The sequence below is a fragment of the Pseudoalteromonas sp. GCY genome (assembly GCF_016695175.1).
Taxonomy (GTDB): domain Bacteria; phylum Pseudomonadota; class Gammaproteobacteria; order Enterobacterales; family Alteromonadaceae; genus Pseudoalteromonas.
Genome location: NZ_CP068022.1, coordinates 353233 through 375822 on the forward strand (window position 1 = coordinate 353233; position 22590 = coordinate 375822).

At 43.0% G+C, this 22590-nt stretch carries 18 protein-coding genes; 6 read left to right on the plus strand and 12 right to left on the minus strand.

Annotation, left to right across the window (positions count from 1 at the left end; all coding sequences use genetic code 11):
- Positions 1-238 precede the first annotated feature (238 nt).
- From katG to JJQ94_RS01500, 10 genes are all read right to left on the minus strand, one after another.
- Positions 239-2428, minus strand: coding sequence for a catalase/peroxidase HPI (katG, locus tag JJQ94_RS01455; protein WP_099028530.1), 2190 nt, complete (start codon positions 2426-2428; stop codon positions 239-241).
- Between the two features lie 206 nt (positions 2429-2634).
- A complete protein-coding gene (gene nhaA / locus JJQ94_RS01460) occupies positions 2635-4026 on the minus strand; it encodes a Na+/H+ antiporter NhaA (protein WP_099028529.1) in 1392 nt (463 codons plus the stop codon).
- A complete protein-coding gene (gene hflC / locus JJQ94_RS01465) occupies positions 4016-5023 on the minus strand; it encodes a protease modulator HflC (RefSeq protein WP_099028528.1) in 1008 nt (335 codons plus the stop codon). Before hflC ends, nhaA begins: the two co-directional genes overlap by 11 nt.
- Positions 5023-6075, minus strand: a complete 1053-nt coding sequence (gene hflK / locus JJQ94_RS01470; RefSeq protein WP_099028527.1) for an FtsH protease activity modulator HflK — start codon at positions 6073-6075, stop codon at positions 5023-5025. Before hflK ends, hflC begins: the two co-directional genes overlap by 1 nt.
- A 93-nt stretch (positions 6076-6168) precedes the next feature.
- Entirely contained in the window at positions 6169-7227 is a 1059-nt protein-coding gene (locus JJQ94_RS01475) for an alanine/ornithine racemase family PLP-dependent enzyme (RefSeq protein WP_099028526.1), read from the minus strand.
- Entirely contained in the window at positions 7224-8420 is a 1197-nt protein-coding gene (locus JJQ94_RS01480) for a DUF1611 domain-containing protein (protein ID WP_236596467.1), read from the minus strand. The genes JJQ94_RS01475 and JJQ94_RS01480 overlap by 4 nt, the downstream gene beginning before the upstream one ends.
- A 533-nt stretch (positions 8421-8953) precedes the next feature.
- Positions 8954-12070, minus strand: a complete 3117-nt coding sequence (locus JJQ94_RS01485) for an efflux RND transporter permease subunit (protein ID WP_099028524.1) — start codon at positions 12068-12070, stop codon at positions 8954-8956.
- A gap of 12 nt (positions 12071-12082) precedes the next feature.
- Positions 12083-13810, minus strand: coding sequence for an efflux RND transporter periplasmic adaptor subunit (locus tag JJQ94_RS01490; RefSeq protein ID WP_099028523.1), 1728 nt, complete (start codon positions 13808-13810; stop codon positions 12083-12085).
- Positions 13803-15125 carry a TolC family protein gene (locus JJQ94_RS01495; protein WP_099028522.1) on the minus strand — a complete coding sequence of 441 codons (1323 nt, stop codon included), beginning with the start codon at positions 15123-15125 and terminating at the stop codon, positions 13803-13805. Before JJQ94_RS01495 ends, JJQ94_RS01490 begins: the two co-directional genes overlap by 8 nt.
- Positions 15125-15598 carry a DUF411 domain-containing protein gene (locus JJQ94_RS01500; protein ID WP_099028521.1) on the minus strand — a complete coding sequence of 158 codons (474 nt, stop codon included), beginning with the start codon at positions 15596-15598 and terminating at the stop codon, positions 15125-15127. Before JJQ94_RS01500 ends, JJQ94_RS01495 begins: the two co-directional genes overlap by 1 nt.
- A gap of 267 nt (positions 15599-15865) precedes the next feature.
- Between JJQ94_RS01500 and JJQ94_RS01505 the strand changes: the two genes are divergently transcribed.
- From JJQ94_RS01505 to JJQ94_RS01520, 4 genes are all read left to right on the plus strand, one after another.
- Positions 15866-16039 carry a hypothetical protein gene (locus JJQ94_RS01505; protein WP_172439875.1) on the plus strand — a complete coding sequence of 58 codons (174 nt, stop codon included), beginning with the start codon at positions 15866-15868 and terminating at the stop codon, positions 16037-16039.
- A gap of 225 nt (positions 16040-16264) precedes the next feature.
- On the plus strand, positions 16265-16873 hold the full coding sequence (locus JJQ94_RS01510; RefSeq protein WP_099028520.1) for an outer membrane beta-barrel protein: 609 nt from the start codon (positions 16265-16267) through the stop codon (positions 16871-16873).
- A gap of 283 nt (positions 16874-17156) precedes the next feature.
- On the plus strand, positions 17157-17294 hold the full coding sequence (locus JJQ94_RS24060; RefSeq protein WP_236596468.1) for a LysE family transporter: 138 nt from the start codon (positions 17157-17159) through the stop codon (positions 17292-17294).
- Between the two features lie 149 nt (positions 17295-17443).
- On the plus strand, positions 17444-18154 hold the full coding sequence (locus JJQ94_RS01520) for a DUF4336 domain-containing protein (RefSeq protein WP_099028519.1): 711 nt from the start codon (positions 17444-17446) through the stop codon (positions 18152-18154).
- Between the two features lie 128 nt (positions 18155-18282).
- Here the strand turns inward: JJQ94_RS01520 and JJQ94_RS01525 are convergent, their stop codons facing one another.
- Positions 18283-19839, minus strand: a complete 1557-nt coding sequence (locus JJQ94_RS01525) for an AbgT family transporter (protein WP_099028518.1) — start codon at positions 19837-19839, stop codon at positions 18283-18285.
- Between the two features lie 186 nt (positions 19840-20025).
- On the opposite strand from JJQ94_RS01525, the gene JJQ94_RS01530 reads away from it, so the two are divergent.
- Both JJQ94_RS01530 and JJQ94_RS01535 read left to right on the plus strand, forming a co-directional pair.
- Complete coding sequence (locus JJQ94_RS01530) at positions 20026-20880, plus strand: HDOD domain-containing protein (RefSeq protein ID WP_099028517.1); 855 nt, start codon at positions 20026-20028, stop codon at positions 20878-20880.
- 124 nt (positions 20881-21004) lie between these two features.
- Entirely contained in the window at positions 21005-22237 is a 1233-nt protein-coding gene (locus JJQ94_RS01535) for an NRAMP family divalent metal transporter (protein ID WP_099028516.1), read from the plus strand.
- Between the two features lie 69 nt (positions 22238-22306).
- Here JJQ94_RS01535 and JJQ94_RS01540 read toward each other — a convergent pair whose 3' ends face one another.
- A complete protein-coding gene (locus tag JJQ94_RS01540; RefSeq protein ID WP_010377735.1) occupies positions 22307-22582 on the minus strand; it encodes a YfcL family protein in 276 nt (91 codons plus the stop codon).
- Positions 22583-22590: the final 8 nt, after the last annotated feature.

A 22590-nucleotide genomic window follows, 5' to 3' on the forward strand; every position in this document is an offset into this window, starting at 1 on the left:
TCTGATAAAGCAACAAGTGCGCCAAAATACTATGAAGAAGCAAAAATTCAACAAAAAAGTTCAACTGGCTCTGGGAGGTATATGAACTAACCTATCCATACTGGAGGAGACCACAGAGCTTCAGTTGACATATATCGTTACTTCTTTATAGTCACCTAAAAGTTCGTGGTCTAAGTTTATACTTCCAGATTTAAGTGAATAATTGTAAGCCTTTGATACACAATATCGGAGCACTTTTTCATAGGTCACTTAAATCAAAGCGATCTGAATTCATGACTTTAACCCAAGCATTCACAAAGTCTCTGACAAACTTTTCTTTGTTATCATCTTGAGCATAAACCTCTGCATAGGCTCTTAGCACAGAGTTTGAGCCAAATACTAAGTCAACCCTAGTCGCTGTCCATTTTACCTCTTTTGAGTCACGCTCTATTATATGATATAGATTTTCACCAGCAGGCTCCCAACGATAGTTCATATCCGTTAGATTGACAAAAAAGTCGTTAGTTAATTGGCCTACTCGGTCAGTAAATACACCATGCATCGTGTTACTATGGTTGGTACCCAATACACGCATACCACCAATAAGTACCGTCATCTCTTTAGCCGAGAGCCCCATCAATTGCGCACGGTCTAATAGCATTTCTTCAGCTTTTACCGCGTAGTCTTTCTTTAACCAGTTTCTGAAGCCGTCATGAACTGGTTCTAGAACGTTAAAAGACTCAGTATCGGTTTGTTCCTCAGTCGCATCTCCCCGTCCTGAGGAGAAGGGTACAGAAACAGATACTCCAGCAGCTTTAGCTGCGTGCTCAATCGCTGCACTTCCGCCGAGTATAATTAAATCAGCCATACTAATAGGTTTGTTACAGTTTTGTCGAATTGACTCAAGTGTAGTTAAAACCTTACTTAATCGCTCAGGCTCATTCCCCAACCAGCTGTTTTGGGGTGCAAGCCGGATCCTAGCACCATTTGCACCTCCTCTAAAATCAGACTTTCTAAAGGTTCGAGCACTATCCCAAGCCGTTGTAATGAGTTCAGACATTGTTAAGTTAGAGGCTAATATCTGTTGTTTAAGTGTGGATATTTCATTTTCAGAAAGAATATAGTCAACACTTGGTACAGGGTCTTGCCATAAGAAATCTTCTTTGGGCACTTCAGGGCCTAAATAGCGGCTTCTAGGTCCTAAGTCTCTGTGTGTTAATTTAAACCAAGCTCGAGCAAATACATCCTCGAAATAAGTAGGTGAAGCGTAGAACTTTTCTGAAATTTTACGATACGCAGGATCCTCTTTTAGTGCCATATCTGCATCTGTCATCATAGGCATGCATCGCTTGCTTGGATCCTCAGAATCTACCGGCATATCTTCTTCTTTAATACCTATAGGCTGCCATTGCCAAGCACCTGCTGGACTCTTGGTTTTTTCCCAGTCATACGTGAGAAGCAAATAAAAATAGCCATTGTCCCACTTAGTTGGGTTGGTTGTCCACGCACCTTCAATTCCGCTGGTAACCGTATCATTGCCGATGCCTCTTGAGGTATGGTTTATCCAGCCAAGTCCTTGCTCATGTAGATCTGCATTTTCAGGCTCAGGGCTAAGCTCTTCAACGTTACCATTACCATGTGCCTTACCAACAGTATGACCACCCGCGGTAAGCGCAACAGTCTCCTCATCATTCATTGCCATTCGAGCGAAAGTAACTCGCATATCAGCGGCTGTTTTGAGTGGCTCAGGATTACCATCAACACCTTCTGGATTAACATAAATTAGTCCCATCATGACAGCCGCAAGCGGGTTTTCAAGTTCACGATCGCCACTGTAACGGCTATCAGGGCTGTTAGATGGTGCTAACCACTCTCTTTCACTGCCCCAATAAGTATCTTTTTCTGGATGCCAAATATCTTCACGACCACCAGCAAACCCGAAAGTTTTAAAGCCCATAGACTCGTAGGCAACATTACCCGCTAAAATGATTAAATCTGCCCAAGAGATCTTGTTGCCATACTTTTTCTTAAGCGGCCATAGTAAACGACGTGCTTTATCTAGATTTCCATTATCTGGCCAGCTATTTAGCGGCGCAAAACGCTGATTGCCAGTATTTGCACCACCACGACCATCAGCTACACGATAGCTACCCGCTGAGTGCCATGCCATTCGGATCATTAAACCACCATAATGTCCCCAGTCCGCTGGCCACCATGGTTGTGAGTCTACCATTAGTGCATGAAGATCTTGTTTTAATGCATGATAGTTCAGACTTCTAAATGCATCTGCGTAATTAAAGTCGGGATCCATAGGGTTTGTTTTACTATCGTGCTGGTGCAAAATGTCAAGGTTCAGGCTATGTGGAAACCATTGATGTTCACTCCGCACTGCTGAAGTATTTGCGCCATGCGCAAATGGGCATGAGGATGTACCTTCACTACTTTGCATGAGATGCTCCTTGGTTGCTTGTTGAGAATAGAACTACTTAAGAAAATAAGAATAGATAAAAATTTACAAAAAAACAGAATAAAGGACTATTTAAATACTTGTTTACAGCCCATTAATTGCAATTTTGTTAACTTTAGTTTACTCATTATGACCCATAGTTCAGTTAGGCTTTTTAACAAGCAAGCCAAACGTTTGTTTTACTTAGATTAAGACTTATTATCGTTGACGAGTGTTGAACTGGTGTGATGCCCAACAGGTGAAACTTTTTTTGCGTTCATCATTGATATATATTTTAAGACAATACATCCCAATAATGCCGAAATAACGGATGCAAATAAGATTCCCAGCTTTGCCGAGTTTACTTGCGCTGCACTATAAGCTAAATCGGCAATAAACAAAGCCATGGTGAAACCAATCCCTGCTAACATACTGCCACCACACACCATATTCCATGCTAAGCCTTCGGGTAATTTTGCCAGTCGTGTTTTAACTGCAACCCAGCTGAAAAGCGTGATCCCTAAGGGTTTACCGATCAAGAAGCTGAGCAATACCGTTAAAGTAAGTGACGACATGAAATTTGCACTTTTCAGTACAATGCCCGCATTCGCTAGTGCAAACAGAGGCATAACGACAAATCCAACCCAAGGGTGAAGTAAAATTTCTAACCGCTCGACTGGTGAGAGTGCTTCTCTAGCTGCGGCTTCTGCCGTTTTTAGTGCTCTCCTATCTGGTGTATCACCACTTTTACGTTCCTCTAAAGGAAAATTCAATACGCACTGCATAATACGATGCAACCGCTCATCATCTACCCATTTCGTCGTTGGGGTCATAAGACCCAATGCAACACCAGTAATTGTTGGGTGAATACCAGACATATCCACTGCTAACCAAATTAATCCACCAGCGATAAAGAATAGGGGAAAGCTGCGAACACCGATAAAAGACATAATTTTCACAACGATGAGGCCAACCAAAGCGATCCCTATAGCAAGCCAATCAATACTCTCACCATAACCAATTGCGACCACTAAAATGGCGCCTATGTCGTCAACGACAGCGAGTGACAGCATAAAAACTCTTAACGCTTTTGGAATACTGCCACCAAGTAAAGCCAAACAACCAATAACAAAAGCAGTATCGGTGGACATAACCGTCCCCCATCCGTGGAGCTCTGATCCTCCATACTGTAGTAACACGTAGATAAGTGCGGGGATTAACATGCCACCAATTGCAGCTGAAATAGAAAACATAGCTAATTTAGGGCTGCGTAGTTCACCTAGCACTAACTCGCGTTTCAGTTCCAACGAAACTAAGAAGAAAAATACGGTCATAGCACCATCGTTTATCCATCCGTGCAATGACCGTTTAAGCTCCATATCTTTAAAACTAATACCAACTGGAGCATCCCAAAATTGGGAATATGACGCACTCAATTCTGAGTTTGCAAATAGCAGAGCAATAATGGTAGCGAGCAGAAGAATCGCACCTGCTGCAGTTTCAACTTTTATAAACCGAGTAATAGGCCGAATAAACCAATCTATATGCTCTTTTGGTAGCTGAGCCAATTGTGAAGGATTGATTTGATATTTATCTCTCATTTTTTATCACTTTACGCGGCGTTAACAGCGCTTCATTTACACCGGTCTTATTTAGAAATTGCAGTAGTTCACTCTTGGTTGAGAGTATCAAGGTTGTATCGGCAGAAATAACCATCGGGTATGAAGCCATTGTGCGTGTGAATTCGTACAAAGCTTTAGATTGTGCGCTTTGACCATAAACTTGCGCATATATTTGTGCAGCGGTTGCGTCGGCCTCACCTCGTATCTGCTCAACTCGCTGATAGGCTTCGGACTGGATTTTGTTTAACTCCCTAACCCTATCCCCTCTTATTCTCGCAGCTTCACCATTTCCCTCAGATAAAAAACGTTCAGCAATTTGCCGCCTCTCACTGACCATTCTTTCATAAATTTTTGGTCGCACACTGGCATTGTAGTTGATACGTTTAAAGCGTATATCTAATAGCTCTATACCGAAAACACGCACTTTCTCAGCGGCAGCAGAAAAAATCTCTTGCTCAACTAATTTTCGACCTTTTTGTATAGGCACTAAGGTACCTATCTTCAAGTCTTCTTCAAAAGTGCTTAATACCCCTTCTCTTAACGGACTTCGGTTTTTATCCGTTCGAATAATTTCTATGAGCTCATGCTTTGCCACTGCATTTCTTGTCTCACTTCCAAGAATATCATCCAATCTTGATTGCGCGCTTCGTTCATCTTTCAAGCGAAGAAAGTATTGCAGTGGTTCGGTAATGCGCCATCTAGCAAAAAGATCGACTGAGATGTAAAGCTTATCCTTAGTAGGCATATCAGAAGGCCTACCATCCCACTCTAAAACCCGCTTATCTATGATGTTAACTTGTTGAATAAAAGGAAGTTTAGCTTTCAATCCAGCGTGCGTTATCGGTGTTCCGACAGGTTTGCCAAATTGAGTAATAATCACTTGTTGCACTTCGCTTACGCTATATAAAGCGTTATTTAATAGCACTGCAGCAACAGCTGTGACCCCAATCACTAAGATCTTTTTCCGGTGTTTCATTATTTCTCTCCCGTTTCAATATCGCCTAAATGCAGTAATGGCAAAATATGAGGAGCGTTATCATCAATAATAATTTTCGAGCGAATTGTCGGGAGCACTTGCTGCATTGTTTCGATATATATTCGTCGTGTAGTGACCTCCGGAGCCTTTACATATTCTAGATATAGTGCATTAAACCTATCCGCATCTCCTCGCGCCTCATTAATACGTTTTAATCGATAACCGTCGGCTTCACGGATCCGTTGGTCTTTTTCACCCAACGCAAGTGGGATCACTTTGTTATAGTCTCTTCGTGCTTCATTAATTAACTTTTCTTTTTCTTGTTGCGCCTGATTGACTTCGTTAAAAGACGCTTGTACTGGCTCGGGTGGATTAATATTTTTTAACTGTACTTGGTCAATTCGTACACCCATTGCATATTTGCTTGATAAAGCTTGCATTTTTATCAGTGCTTCGGATTCAATCTCTTGTCGTCCAATTGTAATAACTTCATCGACAGTTCTATCACCTACGACCTCTCGCATTACCGACTCGGAAACATATCGCAGTGTTTCTGCAGGCTCTCTGACTTCGAAAAGAAATTTTTTTGGATCATCAATACGGTACTGCACTACCCATTCCACTAATGCCGCATTCAAATCTCCTGTAACCATTTGGCTTTCTTTTAACCTTTGAGATAAGCGCGGCATTTGATGAGGATCACTAGCACCGAGTGTTGAAAATCCAAACTCCTGCTTAAGTTGTCGTTTAACCGGCACGATAGTCGTGTTGTCTATTCTGAGGGGCAATTTAAAATGCAGCCCGGGATGCTCAAGAGATAAGAACTTACCAAATCTCTGTACTACAGCGACTGAATCACTAGGAACCGTATATATCGAGCTCCATATGGTTATTGCTAAGCTGCTAACAATGAGAATGATAAAGAAGTTTGAAGGACTACCGCCAGGCAGCATATTTTTGTAATGAGAAAGTTTATCGACAATATCATCTAAGTCTGGCGGTGACTTATTTCCTCCACCCCACGGGTGTCCAGTTTGATTATTCGGGCTCATTTCGAAGACTCTCTATTTAATGTGATACATAATACATAAGCTTAAATTAAGCTTTCGTTTTTACTTATCGCGACTAAAAATCCTACAGATTTGTTAATAAAAGTACTTTCTTACATAGGGAGAGGTCATCGCGGATAGCAACCCAACATAGTCAAGTTTAAATCTGATCTCTTGACCAATCTTTAAAGGAGCTTCTGCACTCTCGACTACCATATGATCACTACTACTTGCTAAAATAGTGATCCCTTTCGGTGGAATGACACCTGATGGATTAACATCTTGGCGTCCAAGCGCTAATAACGCTTGATCAACTTGCCCCCTATCTACAGCTTCAGGTGTTTCACCAAAGGCATTTTGATAACGTCGTCCCCAAGGCTTAGATGGCTTGTTACTAGACTCAATCACTTCAGCAACTAATGAGATTGCATCAGTGTTTGCTCCCGCAATGGGACGCTTATTCAGCGCTTCGACGCCAAAGAAAATAGACTCTCCCAACCTAAGTTGAGTAACACAGCTACGTTGGTCTAAATTAAATGCCCATAATAGGTTTGCTGAATTACCGCCAGATATCACCTGTAGTCTAATACCAAATTGGTTTTCAACCTCAATTACCAATTTGGCTAAAAAGGCCATATTTTCTTGTTCTGGTGCAATTCCGTAACGACACGCTAAGTTTGCTCCAATTCCTTTTAAATCAATATTTGACAATGCTAGTGTTTGTCTTATTGTATTCGAAAGCAGGTCAGGCATAACACCTTCCCTCAAATCACCAAGCTCGACCATGACGATCACTCCATGACAATAGCCCGCCTTTTTTGCTGCCTTTGATAGCGCGCTAATTGTAAACAACTCTGTATTCAGGCTGATTTCACAATTCAACACAACTCTATTCACTTGGCTCAACATTGGAGAGCGGATCAACATCATGGGTATTGTGATCCCCGCCCGCCTCATTCTTTCAATGTTTTCTATTCGGGAATCAGCCAACATAGTGGCTCCAGACTCAATTAGCGTAGCTGCAATCTTAGGATGTCCCATAAACACTTTAGTCACTGGTACAACATCTATGCCATGGCGTTTTAGCTTGTCAATAAGGAGGCTTGCGTTCACCGCAATCTTGGCACAGTCGATTTCCAGTCTGGGATTGATCATTGCAAAATTGGTATTTGCTTTGCGAGCTTTGGAAATGCCCTGAGCACCATATGAACTAAAAATTTACTTGAACGCTTTAGTGCATCAGTGACTGGTATAGCAAACTCTTTAGAGTAGTGGTAAATACACTCATCAATTTCTTTTTCCTCCATTCCCTCGTGATTTATACTAATACCGATAACCTTTGCATGAGCGAATAGCTCTATCAATTCGATCTCACTTGCTACTGAGGGCATAGCCATCTCGTCAAAATCAACTCGGTATTTACGACAAGGCGCATGCTGTAAAATAACAGCATTTGGTGCAGACCCTCTAATAATCATTGAACTAGTTGAAAATGCAGGGTGACTCAAAGCGCCTTGGCCTTCAATAATAATAATGTCTGGCTTTTCAACTTCATACGCACGGTAAATAACGGCTTCAAGTTCTCCTGGACAAAACTGTGCAGGTATAGAGTCCATTACCAAACTGTAAGGCGCGCCTTGAATAACACCTGTTTGTCCTGTCGCAACTAATACAACGTTGAGTCCATATTGTCTCAGCGCACTAACGAGCTTTGTTGCCGTCGTGCGCTTCCCTATCGCGCAATCAGTCCCCATAATGACCACTTTTGGACAATCTACGTGATTTACAATACCACTAAAAATTTGCAAGTTCCTCTTCGCTCTAGGCTTGCGTATATCCAAAATCACAACTCCAGCTTTACGGCTAGCAGCAATAAATTCAGGATCATCATTTAGATATTCATGTAATCCATTGACAATATTCATTCCTAGGTCTATTGCTTCTAAAATAACTTGCCTATCAAGAGTGGATAAAACACCACTTGATGGCGCTATTCCAAATATAAAATATTCTGGAATTTCTCTAGCCATCTCTATAGATTCAGTCAAAGTTGCATAAATAGGGATCCCATTATACTCACCGTCTAAGGCATAGCCAGAATCTAGTCCCGCCTTCTCACTGTCTATAACAGATAATATTCGAAACTTCGGAGAATAACGAATAAGTCCATTTGCAGTTTTACCATCTGTTTTTGTAAAGTTGGCTTCACAAAAAATAACAGCGCTTGGCGTGGTTTCTGAACCACAACAGTGGTAAGCGTTTAGCAAACCTCTTTGCGTATTTGGATGTATACGCTCATTGGGGAATACAGAAAAATAGGGATCTGAGTACAATGTATTAACAGACACAATAACACCTCGAAAAGAATAATACTTAGTGGGATGGATGTGCATGCCGAGGTGTTACTTCGGAAGAGGTACAAGCAATTCCCACTAAATATGCTGGGGAACACTAGTGTAGTCCTTTTATCAACCAACAAACAGCTTTATAATGAATTATTTTCAATTTACTTTTATTTCCCTTTAAAAATATACCTTTTTCAGCAACTTAGAAGCTCAACTAATTTATGAATTTTTTATGTCATTATTAGCAGCATTTTTTGATAACTACTAAAGCTATTTTCATGTTTAAAAACAGCTAATTCAATTAATGAAATTGGCATAAATCACATTAAAATAAAGATTATCTATCGGCCGAATTAAAAGATTAATTGACGAGGTATTACATTGATTTTATTAGAGTAGGGTCGGTTGCGTAATATGGGCAGTAACCTATTTAACATAGGAGAAAACAACTTTACTAAATCTCTTTTTTGTACAAAACTCACCGACTTTGCCTAGCCAAATAGGATAGGCAAAGTTTTTATTGAGCACTTTATAAGCTAACTTGTCACTCTTAGACGCCAACGGATCATCAACATATAAACTACAGGTAGCACGACTAAGGTGAGCAATAGCGCGCTTGCCATACCGCCCACCATAGGCGCGGCAATGCGGCTCATTACCTCAGAGCCAGTGCCTGAGCCGTAAAGGATTGGCAATAGCCCAATGATAATCGTTGCCACCGTCATCATGACTGGACGAATACGTTTACCCGCGCCTTCTAAAATAGCGTTATTAATAGCCTCAAGGGTTATGATCGGTTGTTTCTCCTTAAGCTCGCTTATGGCTTGGTTGAGATACACGAGCATGATCACCCCGATTTCAACAGCAACACCTGCCAGTGCAATAAAGCCAACGCCAACTGCGACCGAAAAGTTAAAACCCTCTAGGTATAGTAACCATAACCCACCAATCATCGCCATGGGTAGCGTTGCCATGATGATCGCCACTTCGCTAAAACTTCTAAAGTTCAAATAGAGCAAAACGATAATGATCCCAAGCGTGAGCGGTACCACATAAGTCAATTTAGCTTTCGCGCGCTCCATATACTCGTATTGACCAGCCCAGCTGATGGAATAACCTGCTGGTAATTCCAGCTGCTCGCTCAGCACTTGTTTGGCGGCTGCCACATAGCTACCAACATCGACACCGTCTAAATCAATAAACGTCCAACCATTAATGCGAGCGTTCTCGCTTTTAATACCTGGCGGCCCATTTTCAATATAGATAGTTGCAACATCACCTAGGGCAATATTTAACCCCTCAGCGGTAACAATCGGGAGCTTTCGCAGCGCTTCTGGAGAATCTCTTAAGTCTTGCGGGTAGCGCAAACTAACCGGATAGCGCTCTTGTCCTTCAATGGTCTGCGTGACATCCATTCCACCAATTGCAGTTGCGACCACTTGCTGGACATCGGCAATATTTAGCCCAAATCGCGCGGCTTTATCACGTTGAATATCGACCTTAATATAGCGCCCCCCAGCTACCCGCTCTGAATAGACCGAAGCGGTGCCCTCTACCTTACTCAGAATACGTTCAAGATCTTGACCAATCTTTTGGATAGTATCTAAATCTGGACCTGCGACTTTAATCCCGACAGGCGTTTTAATCCCCGTTGCGAGCATATCAATACGCGTTTTAATAGGCATCACCCAAGCATTAGTTAAGCCCGGAAACTGCACCAGCTTATCGAGTTCTGCTTTGAGCTTTTCAGTCGTCATCCCCTCTCGCCACTGATCTTTAGGTTTTAATTGAATAAAGGTCTCAATCATCGTCAACGGGGCTGGATCGGTTGCGGTTTCAGCACGACCGATTTTACCAAAGACATTTTTTACCTCAGGTACCGTCGCTATCAACTTGTCGGTTTGCTGTAAGATTTCTCTTGCTTTACCAATCGAGATACTTGGATATGTGGTCGGCATATACATTAAATCCCCTTCATCCAAAGGTGGGATAAACTCGCTGCCGATTTTATCCATTGGATAAAATCCAACGACTGTAATAGCTGCAGCGACCAGCAACGTCAGCTTGGGAAAGCGTAATACTTGCTTTAATAGCGGCGTATACGCGCCAACCAACATTCGATTGATTGGGTTTTTATGCTCAGGCACAACTTTACCGCGAATAAAGTACCCCATCAGCACAGGAATAAGTGTGATGGCTAGCCCCGCCGATGCGGCCATCGCATACGTTTTAGTATATGCCAATGGTGCAAACATACGCCCTTCTTGCGCCTCAAGAATAAACACAGGTAAGAAGCTCACGGTGATAATCAACAAACTAAAGAAAAGCGCAGGACCGACTTCGGAAGCCGACTTTGCGACGATTTCCCAGCGGTTTTCATCGTTGAGTGGCGTTTTTTCCATGTGTTTGTGCATGTTTTCAATCATCACGATTGCACCGTCGGTCATCGCCCCGATAGCTATGGCAATCCCACCAAGAGACATGATATTTGCGTTCACACCTTGAAAGTACATCACGATAAAAGCAACCAAAATGCCAAGTGGCAAAGTGATCACCGCAACCACCGAAGAGCGAATATGAAATAAGAACACCACACACACTAGTGCCACCACCACCAGCTCTTCGAGCAGCTTAGACCAAAGATTATCAATAGCATTGGTGATAAGTTCGGAGCGATCATAAACCGTTACCACTTCCACCCCTTCAGGCAAGCCTTGTTGTAGCTCGGCGAGCTTTTGCTTCACCCCATCTATGGTTTTTTGCGCGTTTTCTCCAAAGCGCATAACCACAACACCGCCCACAACTTCTCCCTCGCCGTTAAGCTCGGCAATGCCACGACGCATTTGCGGTCCGATATTGACAGATGCAACGTCTGCTATCGTTAATGGTGTACCCTTTACTGCTTGCCCAAGAGGTATGGCCTCAATGTCTTTAACGTTTTGAATATATCCAGTACTTGTCACCATATATTCAGCTTCGGCCATCTCAATCACGGAAGCACCCGATTCTTGGTTGCCACGTTGCAACGCCTGCTGTACATGCGTAAGCGGAATGCCGTATGCGCGCAGTTTATTGGGATCAACCTGTACTTGATACTGTTTCACCATACCGCCAATCGGCGCCACTTCTGACACGCCAGCAACCGATTGCAGCTCAAACTTTAAGAACCAATCTTGTAAGCTGCGTAGTTGGCTAATATCGTGTTTACCGGTTTTATCAACGAGCGCATAAAGATACACCCAACCCACCCCAGTGGCATCAGGGCCCAATTGCGGCTTTGCTGCATCAGGTAATTGAGGTGCGACTTGACTTAGATATTCGAGCACACGGCTACGCGCCCAGTAAAGATCCGTTTTATCGTCAAAAATAACGTAAACATAGGAATCCCCAAAGAAGGAATAACCACGTACGGTTTTTGCGCCCGGCACGGAGAGCATTGCCGTGGTCAGCGGAAATGTCACCTGATCTTGGACCACTTGTGGTGCCTGTCCTGGATAAGGTGTTTTGACAATTACTTGTACATCAGACAAGTCCGGAATGGCGTCGACAGGTGTGTTTTTAAGGGTAAATAGCCCAGCCCCCACCAGCATAAGTGTCAGCAGTACCACAAAAAAACGGTTGTATACTGACCAGCGAATTATTGCTTGGATCATTGTAAACGCTCCTTAGTGGCCTGAGTGCATATTCATCGACATCTCACCTGCAGGTTTGATATCAGTCACCACAAATTCGTCACCCACTTCAAAGGTGAAAGTCACCTTCATTCCCGTCATAAGCTGGCTTAAATCAATGTGCTCTGCTGCAACAAAGTCCATCGTTGTTGCGGGACGGTCCCATTTTTCAATGGCGTCGCGAGAAATATTAAGCACTCGGGTGTCAGGGGTGATAGCGTTTATCACGCCACCCACTGTTGCTGTTGGTAAGGTATTTTCGGTCGTACTTCCTTCGGACATAATGTGAATGCCAGTCAGTAATACGCTACCGTCATCCTGTTTCGTGGCTTCAAAATGCAAAGTCTGTCCAGCGTTTAATTCTCCAACATCGACACTTTCAGCCACTGTAAAGTCCATCACCATTTCAGGCCATTCCCACTCAGGTACGGGTTGATGATCGATATTCACCACTCGGCTTTGGTAGTTCACGCTTTGAATTTCTCCTTCAATCCAAACTGACTTAGCCTCAGCAACTGGCGCCATACGCATAAAGTCAGAAGTAATGCTCGATTGAGAATCAATCAGGAAATGGGCTGACGTAACTATCTTGTCTCCTTCGTTAAGACCATTGAGGATTTCAATGTTTTCATCACCAATTTGACCCAGTTCAACGGCAACCGATTTAAAGCTACCGGGTGCAACTTCAACGACAACACGGTTTTGTTTGGCGGTACGGATCACAGATTCACTCGGCACTTGCAATACATTGTCACGAGAATCGGCATGAATGTTTACTTGTGCAAACATATTCGGCTTTAACAGCGCATCACTGTTGTCAAATCTAAGCCTTACTCTAAGTGTCCGTGTTTTTTCATTGAGTGAGGGGTAGACATAATCGACTTGCCCTCGCCACGTTCTGCCGGGTAAAAAGTCTAACCTCATGGAAACAGCTTGTCCCTGAGCGACCAACATAGCATCACGTTCAAATACGTCAGCTTCGACCCAAATTTCGTCAAGTTTGGCGATACTCATAAGCGTTGTGCCTGGCTTTACGTAAAACCCTTCTCGGATCTGGAGTCCATCCAACACCCCAGATTGACGCGCATAAAAGGTAATGCTTTGATGCACTTCACCCGTTTTTTTAAGCGTATTGATAAAGTCATCACTCAGGTGCAATGCCTTGAGCCTTTTGTGTGCTGCGTTTATCAGCGCCTGATTATTACGCTTTCTAGCAATAAGGTATTCTTCTTGCGCATTGACCAGTTGCGGCGAGTATAAGGTATACAATGGCTCGCCTTGCTTCACTGGATCTCCTGCTGCTTTCACGTAGAGCGTTTCAACCCAGCCCTCAACTCGGGGGTGAATGTGAACTAAGCTATCTTCGTTGTATTGAACATACCCAACAGTACGGATTTGATGAGACATCGCTTGACGCATGACCACCGCGGTACGAACGCCCAAGTTGTTTTCAACGTGAGGAGCTATCTCCACAACCCCCTCACCAAATTTTGCATTCGCGGACTCTTCTTCGTACACAGGCACGAGATCCATTCCCATCGGAGACTTACCGGGCTTATCACGACGATAGTTCGGATCCATAGGCGCAACCCAATAAAGCGGCGCTTTCTCAGCGTTTTGCGTTACGGCAGACTCGTTACTTGAAGAGAGATCCATCCCAACTAGCACGCCGACCGTTAATGTAGTGACGGCAACAAGCGTCATTTTTAAGTTGTTATTCATGGCTTGCACCCTCTTCAATTTGAGCCAAATAGTAGTTACTGCGTACCACCGCTTTTAACAATGCAATATCAATGGAAAGCGCTGATAACTGGGCATTCAGTTTCGCAATGCGCGCCCTCACTACCTCGGAAAAGTCGCCGTCATCATTGGTATAAGCGGTCAATGCAGCTTCGGCCTGTTCAGCGCTTTGTGCCACAATTGATTTTGCATATAGCGATTGCCTCTCTTGTAATCTTTGGATAGTTTGAATTTCTCCATTTAAGTTTGAAAACAGCTGCTTTAGCACCAGCAACCGCTCCGTTTTACTCGCCTCAACTTGTGCAGTCGCTGCCGCTTTTTGCTGGTCTTGTTTTCCATCTGTAAATAACGGAACGTCGAATGACACACCAACGCTAAAAAAGTCAGTGCGAGACATCTGATCCGGTGCATCATCCCGATACGCATAACTCGCATTGACGGAAAACTGTGGTTTATACGCCTGCTCAGCTAACTTTACCCCTTGATTGGCGCGGTATGTATCAACGTCGGCTGCAACAACCAACGGGTGATGAGTCAAATGTTGTACTACAGCTTGGCTATCAACTGGGCGTTGCTGCATTAACTTTGGTGCAATTGAGCGGATCAACGGCAGTGTCACTTCGTTTTGATCAAGGACACTCAGCGCATTTGAATTAGTGAATGCATCATTTAATAGCCACTGCGAAAGCTTTGCCTTAGCGGTGTTAAGCTGCTGATAAGCCGCGGAACGCTTGTCGTCTAATTGCATCACCTCAAGCTGAGCACGGATCACATCTTGCTGGCGTGTTGCACCCAGCGCATTGGAGTAGCTAGCATTGGCGATTTCTACCATTTGGTCAAACAGCACACTATCGCGTTCAATCAGTTCTAACGTCTTTTTGGCTTGTACAATATCAAGCCACACTTGAGAAACGTCGCGGCGCACTTGCGCTTTTCTATCCGCTTGTAAAATCGGTTGCTTTTTCGCGTCAAGTGCCAATTGCTGGCTCTTAATTTCGAGGCTATCTCCTCGCGGCAACATCTGCATCACACCAACTTTAAGCTGGGTCATCCCTTCTTGGTTAAACTCCCAACTATCAACAGGCAGGTTCATCATGCCGATGGACACCTGAGGATCAGGATAGCTTAGCGCTTCACGGCTCATCGACTGCATCGCAGAACGCTTGTATTGGCTAGATTTAAGCCAAGGATCGTTGCTGATGGCGGCATCTATTGCTTGCTCTAACGTTGCAATGTTGGCCTGTGCTATCTGTGGCAGTATCAGAGTTGCGATAAACAGGGAAACTTTGATTGTCATTAGAATTGCTCCTCATAACTGTCAATTTCAGCAAAAACCTCATAGCTCCCATCTTTTTTGAGTAGCAATACTTGATAAGGCATAAAACGCTCACCAACTTCCATACCGGGCGATCCAAGTGGCATTGCCGGCGCACTTAAGCCGATATTTTGCTTATCTTGAGTTAACGTTTCGTTTTGCAAAAACTGTTTAATAAACTTGGCAGGAACATGCCCTTCAAAAATAAAACCATTTTTAGAAACCCCTGTGTGACAAGATTGATAATTTTGCTTAATACCAAACTTACTCTTAAGTGAGCCAAGATAATTTAAATCGGTGGCTTTGTGCGCGATACCTTGTGCAGTTAAATGATTTAACCATAGCTCACAACAGCCGCAGGTTGGGGATTTAAAGACTTCCAATTCTATATTGGATTTACCGTATGCCATGGCGCTCATTAACCATAGCGTCATCACTAAATAAAGCTTTTTCATGCTAACCTCGCATGCAATACCAATTAAATTACTGCAACTGGTATCAATAAATTCGTTGAAAATTACGCCAAAATAGACGATTAATCGTACAAAACTTTGAAATTAAGGCAGATCTGCCCTGAGGTTAGGCAAGTATTGGGGGTTTATAAAGAGAGCGAGGGTAGTCACTAAGCTGACCACTTGTGAAGCTTAATTTGTCGTTTTTCAGTACAATAGGCGCTATCCAATCCCTTGGCGAAAACGCTGCAAGGTTTGTGGAGCACATATGTGTGGGGCAAGTACAATCGCTGCATTGTGCTGTGTTCTGAGGGTCACAGCAATCCATCTCAACCATTATTTCTATTTCATGATGATGAGGATCAGCCGATTGCACGTCACTTTGAAGCATTTGATGAGATGTTTTATGACTTGCAGTACCATGCATTTCACATGCTGCCATAGAGGCAGCCGCGTTTTGACCACTAAGTGTAGCCACCACGAACATTGTGATAAGTAAACGTAAGAATACTTGCAAGGTACTTTTCCAAATCAATTAAGCGAAGTAATAATAAAAATCTAACCAAAGAAATGCAAGTAAATAGACCAAGCTCGTTATTATTTTCTTTCATCATTGATATACTAGAGCCCAATTCTAAAAAATTATTCCGACTCAAGGATATGAACGTTATGAAATTTGCTTCAGTAGCTACTATTTTGGCGTTAGTTGTTTCGAGCAACGTCAGTGCCGCAGACTATGGAGACTTTGGTGTCTCAATATATGGTGGCAAAACTTACAGCAGTGATATCAAAACTTCTCGCCATCAAAAGTATGAATTAGAAGACGATTCGCACTTTGGATTAAGTATCGATAAATATGTACCTGAAGGCCGTTATGGCTTCTACTACGGAAAAACTGAGACCCAACTTACCGCTTATCCGCTAAATAAAGTGGAAATGGAATATCTATTATTTCAAAGTGCAGTGGTACGCCCTCTCACAGACAACTTAGATGTTTATCTAGGCTTACAAATTGGTGCGACCTTTGTTGACCCTAATTTTATCGACTCTGACACTTTCTTTGCATCAGGGTTATACACGGGTTTTGAATACAACCTTGGCGCAGGTTTTCATCTCGGTGCTGAAGCACGATGGATTGCAACTATCCTCAACAACAACTCTAAAGTCACTTGCGATGTCGATCCAGAAACCCAAAATACCTGTAGCTGGCACTTCGACAACGAAATAATGAGCCAATATCAAGCGAGTGCAACATTAAGTTATCGCTTTTCGCTCTAAAAGTTAAAACTAATTAAGCTCTCAACACTGCAAAGATCAGCAAGCCTTTGTGAGTCGCTGTACAATAAAGTCAGCAAAAATACTCATCTTTGCTGGAATATGGCGAGTTGCAGGGTATAGGGCCAGAGTTTTTATCATTAGCCATCATTCATTTTGTTGCAGTGATCTTGCCGGGCCCTGACTTTGTTATCACGGTCAGACAGAGCCTAAATTACGGCAGACTACATGGCGCAATTACAGCCTTGGGAATTGGTACTGGGTTGGGTTTGGTGTCGGCGCACTGATGCAAGCCTCACCTTGGATCTTACAAGTAGCTAAATTAATCGGCGCTGCATATCTTATCTACATCGCCATTCAACTACTCAAAAGTGCAGGAACGATTCAACTAGATGCAGAAGATCCAGGCCGCTACCGAAACTAAAAATGATGAACTAACGCTTGAAAATTGATGCACAAATTCGACCAATATAGATACTCAAATAAATCTCATGCAAATTTGCTAAAGGCTATATTTCAAACAAAAAATTTCCCTGATATAGTTATCTATGCTAGCAAGAGTAAGGAAATTAGATGAGCGAATTAATTGCAATTGGTAAAAACATTTGGATCCACAACGGCCCAGCTGTACCATTTTTTGGCATGCCATACACTACCCGAAGCACCATAGTAAAGCTTTCCTCTGGCGCATTATGGGTCCACTCTCCCGGAAAATTAACGGATGAACTGCTCAGTGAATTAACTCAACTTGGGCAAGTCAGCTATCTAATTTCTCCAAATAAACTTCATCACCTATTTATGGGAGATTGGCAGGAAAAGTTCCCACATGCGATTATGTTTGCTTCTCCAGGTGTCGACAAGAAACGGCCTGATCTTACTTTTCAGCGCCAACTGGGCGACATGGCAGAACCCGAGTGGCAAGGAGATATTGAGCAACTCATTTTTAAAGGCAGCGCGGTGATGGAAGAAGTCGTATTCTTCCACAAAGAGAGCAGTACATTAATTTTGACAGATCTTATCGAGAACTTTCACCCTAACCACTTCTCCGGTTTTAAAAAAGTATTAGCGAAAATCACCGGGATTATTAGCCCTAACGGTAAAACGCCCATAGACTGGCGAACTTCGTTTGTGTTTGGGAAGCAGCAAGCCCGAGCCTGTTTTTCAAAGATGGCTGCTTGGCAACCTCAATATATCGTTATTGCCCATGGTGAATGCATTGAAACAGGTGCTGGTGCATTTTTAAATCGCTCATTTTCTTGGTTGGGTATCAATAAAGCAGCATAAGGCGCAGTACAAATAGCAGTATATAAAAAGCGCTGTCATTTCACTGAACAGCGCTTTTTATTACTTAATCTAAGGTTTGGATCAGGAGTTCATTGTTTTAAGGATCCCCTGAAGTTACATTCCTCAAATTACATTCCAGCTGGATATGCATAACTCGCTTGCAGACCTAGCGGAATACCAAGCATCCAGTAGATCAATAAGAAGATGCTCCAACCAATCAAAAAGGCAATCGAGTAAGGCAACATCATCGCTATCAATGTACCTATTCCTGTCGACTTAACGTATTTCTGGCAGTAAACCACAACCAGCGGGAAGTAAGGCATAAGCGGAGTGATTATATTTGAGCCAGAATCACCAACACGATAAGCCGCTTGTGTTAAATCTGGTGAAATACCCAATTGCATTAACATTGGAACAAAAATCGGCCCCAGTAACGCCCACTTCGCAGAGCTTGACCCCACAAATAGGTTTACAAATGCGGTTAGGAAGATAATACCAATCACAGTAACATAGCTTGGAAGCGCCAATGCTTTTAATACTTGAGCCCCTTCAATGGCAAGCAATGCACCCAAATTTGAATGGCTGAAGGCACTGATGAAAAGTGCACAGAAAAACGCCATAACAATATAGTAAGACATGCTATTCATGGCTTTGGTCATGGCATCAATCATGTCTTTTGAGGTTTTAAACGTACCGACAACGAAACCGTATACCGCACCTGGGATCCAAAACAGCAGGAAAATAAGTGGCACAATTGATTGCATTAACGGCGCGCTAAAATCAGTTAAAGCGCCCGACGGACTGCGTAGCGCGGAGTCTTCGCCGCTTGATGCATAAACCAATAACGCGATACCTGCTAACATCACCATGGACGCTACCACAAAGCCTTTCTTTTCTTTACTGGTGATCTCATCAAACGAAGGCAAACTCTCTGTATCGCCGTCAATTTCTGTCGCTTTTAGTCTTGGTTCTATGATTTTATCAGTGATATACCAACCTAATAAAATAATGAATAAGCTCGATGCAGAGGTGAAAAACCAATTGTTTAGTGGGTTAATCGCGATTTCTGGATCGATGATCTGCGCAGCACTTTGCGTAAAGCTTTGTAGCAACGGATCGATACCAGAAGGAATAAAGTTCGCGCTAAATCCACCGCTTACTCCAGCAAATGCCGCTGCAATACCCGCAAGAGGATGTCTTCCCATCGCATAGAAGATAACACCGGCAAGCGGAATAACTAACACGTATCCGGCATCTGTCGCCGTGTGGCTTACAATTGCGATAAGAATAATAGAAGGAGTTAGTAGTGCCTGAGGCGTGCGTTTAAGCATGATTTTAAGGCCAGTATTAATATAGCCAGAATGTTCAGCAACACCCACACCTAGCATAGCAACTAGCACCACGCCTAATGGCGCAAATCCCGTGAAGGTTTTTACCATCGTTGCCATAAATCCGGCAAGCGCATTTGGGTCTAATAAATTGTGAACGACAATCGCCTGATTGGTTCTTGGATCAATAGCGCTAAATTCTACGCCTGAAAATAACCAAGATAGCAGCCAAATCAGCAACATTGCTGATAAGAAAATGATTGCAGGATCAGGAAGTTTATTCCCCACCCGCTCTATCCCGTTTAAAAAACGGGTGATCGCAGAGTTTTGCGAGTTCGCTTGTTGTGTTTCGTGCATACCATTGCCCTAAGAAAAAAATTGCTTAACCATAACTTAATATTTACATGTTAAGCAAGAAAACGTGCCTATTGACGAGACACTTTGCCGAATTAGTAGTCGACTTGATATTTTTTTGTCTCAAGTCAGTGTTCAATAAAGAATTTACGCTATGCTTTTTATATGTCTGAAATTAAGGATTTTTAGATGATAGATCTAGACGACAAAGTGCTAGCTGACGTCAAACATGGTTTTAATTTACCACCTAAGCCCGCGCTAATAAGCGAGTTGCAAGCAGCACTTGCTGCACCGGATCCAGATCTGAACGACATCGCTTCTATCATCGCACATGATGTCAGCACCGCAGCTGCGGTGTTAAAAATCATCAACTCGCCCCTATACGGCTTGGCAAGAACGGTAACTGATGTAAAACAGGCTGTCGTCTTTCTCGGCCTAGACTCTATCAGCAAGCTTGTGACTGGCTTTTTGCTTAAACAAACCTTTGACCAACGTAAATGTTGTATCAGTTTGGAGCGGTTTTGGGATAACGCTTCAGACATCGCAGATAGCATTATGGTGATTGGTAATAAACTTAAATCGCGTGTTCCTGTTGAAAACTTGCACTTACTAGGCTTATTTCACGACGCAGGGATTGCCGCTATGGCGGTAAATTACCCCGATTATATGGAAACGCTCATTGCCGCTAACAAAGATTACGACAAGCTGTTAGTCGAGCACGAAGAGGAAAAGTACGAGACCAATCATGCTATTATCGGCTACTTCCTCGCAGCTTCTTGGAATTTACCACAAAGTATTTGTCAGATGATTTTATGTCATCATGACCCTGAATTTTTGGGAAGCTGTAAAGATGAAGAGCAGAAATTAGCTTTCGCCGCTCTAAAAATGGCGGAAAATTTTGTACATATCAATAAACGTTTTGTTGCCGCGCCTGATTGGCACTTAATGAAAGCAGATGTATTGAAGGTCTTAAATTTAGATGAAGATGATTATCAGGACATCAAAGAAGACCTAGATGAATACTTTTTAGAGCAGGATGAGTAAGCGACTAGTTATCTCACACTCAACACCGTCTGTGAAATGCGACTCAACGACAGTGTTGCGGCAATTCTTAAAACTTCGTAGACTGGCAGCAAAATTAAAATAACAAAGACTTAAGGAATTTACATTGCCAGCGCTGCTATCTCTTAAAGGCAAATTTGCCATCTTTGGGCCTGGAATATTAATGGCAACCGCTGCTATCGGTGGTTCACATCTCGTTTCGTCAACTCAGGCAGGGGCACTATTTGGTAGTCAATTGATCTGGTTAATTGTTGCTGTTAATTTGCTCAAATATCCCTTTTTTAAATATGCAGTCGAGTACACAAGCCACTCTAAGCATACTGTCGTCGAAGGCTATCACGCACATTACCGCTTCGGATTTAAGGTTTTTGTGCTACTCAATATTTTCGCAGCCATTGTAAATACCGCAGGTGTGCTATTACTTACCGCAAGTCTCTTGAGCTACTCGCTGCCATTTCCAATAAATACTGAATTGTTAAGCTTTATACTTTTGGCTAGCTGCTTGGCAATCTTATTGGTTGGGCACTATAAAATACTCGATTTAACGAGCAAATGGGTAATGATAATTTTGACCATTTCCACGGTTATGGCACTTGCCATTGCGGCTAATAATGGACCTGCCCATCCAGCCCCCATTGATCCGGTTTCCCCCTACGACATCGCACTACTGGGGTTTTTAGTTGCCTTGATGGGTTGGATGCCCGCACCAATCGAGATTTCAGCCATTAATTCCTCTTGGCTAAAAACGAAGATGTCGAAACAACCGCTAACAAGTAGCCAGATCCTGCTGGATTTCAAGGTGGGATATTTTGTTACGCTGGGTCTTGCGGTCGTTTTTTGTTTACTCGGTATGCTAATGCAATACGGTCAAGATAAGCCTGTGGAACTCGCAGGTGTTGCGTTCTCACAGCAGCTCATTGATATGTATGCCAATACGATTGGCGAATGGGCCAGATGGCTAATTGCTGGCGTCGCATTTTTGTGTATGTTTGGAACAACGATCACGGTGTTAGACGGCTACTCCCGAGTGCTTAGTGAATCGCTTCAGCTGTTACGACCTAATACAACGAAAAAGAGTTACACGCTCATTCTATTGCTACAAGCAACGCTTGGTATGGCCGTAGTACTGTTTTTTAAAGCCGACTTAAAGAGCATGCTAATGTTTGCCATGAGCTCAGCGTTTGTCACTACACCTATCTTTGCTTGGATGAATTTAGGATTAGTGAAAGGTGAGATCTATCGCCGTCAACCAATTCATACGAAGGTTCTAACGGGACTGGGGCTGGTTTATTTAGTAGGCTTTGCACTGTTGTTCATCTATTGGCGATTTTTGATGTAAAGCCAAGCGAGGCTGAGTAGCAGATGCAAATTAGACTTCTAGCATCTGCTACATTCAGGCGAGGTGCGGTTATTTTAAATTTTGCACCTGCTCCCAAATAGAGACCACGTGCGCTTTATCATCGTCATTTAGCTCTCCATTTCGGTATGCTTTTACTAAGCTGCTTTCAACTTTGGCATTTAACTCATCAATTGAAAGATCTGCTTCCTCTACTTGTGCATAGCCTACCGCTAAGTCAAAGTGACCGCGTAAATAGCCGCCAGCAAATAGCTCATCATCACTCGCTCTATCAACAAGCTCATCAAAAAACTGCTGCGCTTTCTCTACATATTCTACTAAAGACATATTTATTC

What these genes read in the sequence shown, in the direction of transcription:
- katG (WP_099028530.1), bottom strand. Translation starts at nt 2,428, where the DNA reads ATGCAAAGTAGTGAAGGTACATCCTCATGCCCATTTGCGCATGGCGCA.
- nhaA (WP_099028529.1), bottom strand. Translation starts at nt 4,026, where the DNA reads ATGAGAGATAAATATCAAATCAATCCTTCACAATTGGCTCAGCTACCA.
- hflC (WP_099028528.1), bottom strand. Translation starts at nt 5,023, where the DNA reads ATGAAACACCGGAAAAAGATCTTAGTGATTGGGGTCACAGCTGTTGCT.
- hflK (WP_099028527.1), bottom strand. Translation starts at nt 6,075, where the DNA reads ATGAGCCCGAATAATCAAACTGGACACCCGTGGGGTGGAGGAAATAAG.
- JJQ94_RS01475 (WP_099028526.1), bottom strand. Translation starts at nt 7,227, where the DNA reads ATGATCAATCCCAGACTGGAAATCGACTGTGCCAAGATTGCGGTGAAC.
- JJQ94_RS01485 (WP_099028524.1), bottom strand. Translation starts at nt 12,070, where the DNA reads ATGATCCAAGCAATAATTCGCTGGTCAGTATACAACCGTTTTTTTGTG.
- JJQ94_RS01490 (WP_099028523.1), bottom strand. Translation starts at nt 13,810, where the DNA reads ATGAATAACAACTTAAAAATGACGCTTGTTGCCGTCACTACATTAACG.
- JJQ94_RS01495 (WP_099028522.1), bottom strand. Translation starts at nt 15,125, where the DNA reads ATGACAATCAAAGTTTCCCTGTTTATCGCAACTCTGATACTGCCACAG.
- JJQ94_RS01500 (WP_099028521.1), bottom strand. Translation starts at nt 15,598, where the DNA reads ATGAAAAAGCTTTATTTAGTGATGACGCTATGGTTAATGAGCGCCATG.
- JJQ94_RS01510 (WP_099028520.1), top strand. Translation starts at nt 16,265, where the DNA reads ATGAAATTTGCTTCAGTAGCTACTATTTTGGCGTTAGTTGTTTCGAGC.
- JJQ94_RS24060 (WP_236596468.1), top strand. Translation starts at nt 17,157, where the DNA reads ATGCAAGCCTCACCTTGGATCTTACAAGTAGCTAAATTAATCGGCGCT.
- JJQ94_RS01520 (WP_099028519.1), top strand. Translation starts at nt 17,444, where the DNA reads ATGAGCGAATTAATTGCAATTGGTAAAAACATTTGGATCCACAACGGC.
- JJQ94_RS01525 (WP_099028518.1), bottom strand. Translation starts at nt 19,839, where the DNA reads ATGCACGAAACACAACAAGCGAACTCGCAAAACTCTGCGATCACCCGT.
- JJQ94_RS01530 (WP_099028517.1), top strand. Translation starts at nt 20,026, where the DNA reads ATGATAGATCTAGACGACAAAGTGCTAGCTGACGTCAAACATGGTTTT.
- JJQ94_RS01540 (WP_010377735.1), bottom strand. Translation starts at nt 22,582, where the DNA reads ATGTCTTTAGTAGAATATGTAGAGAAAGCGCAGCAGTTTTTTGATGAG.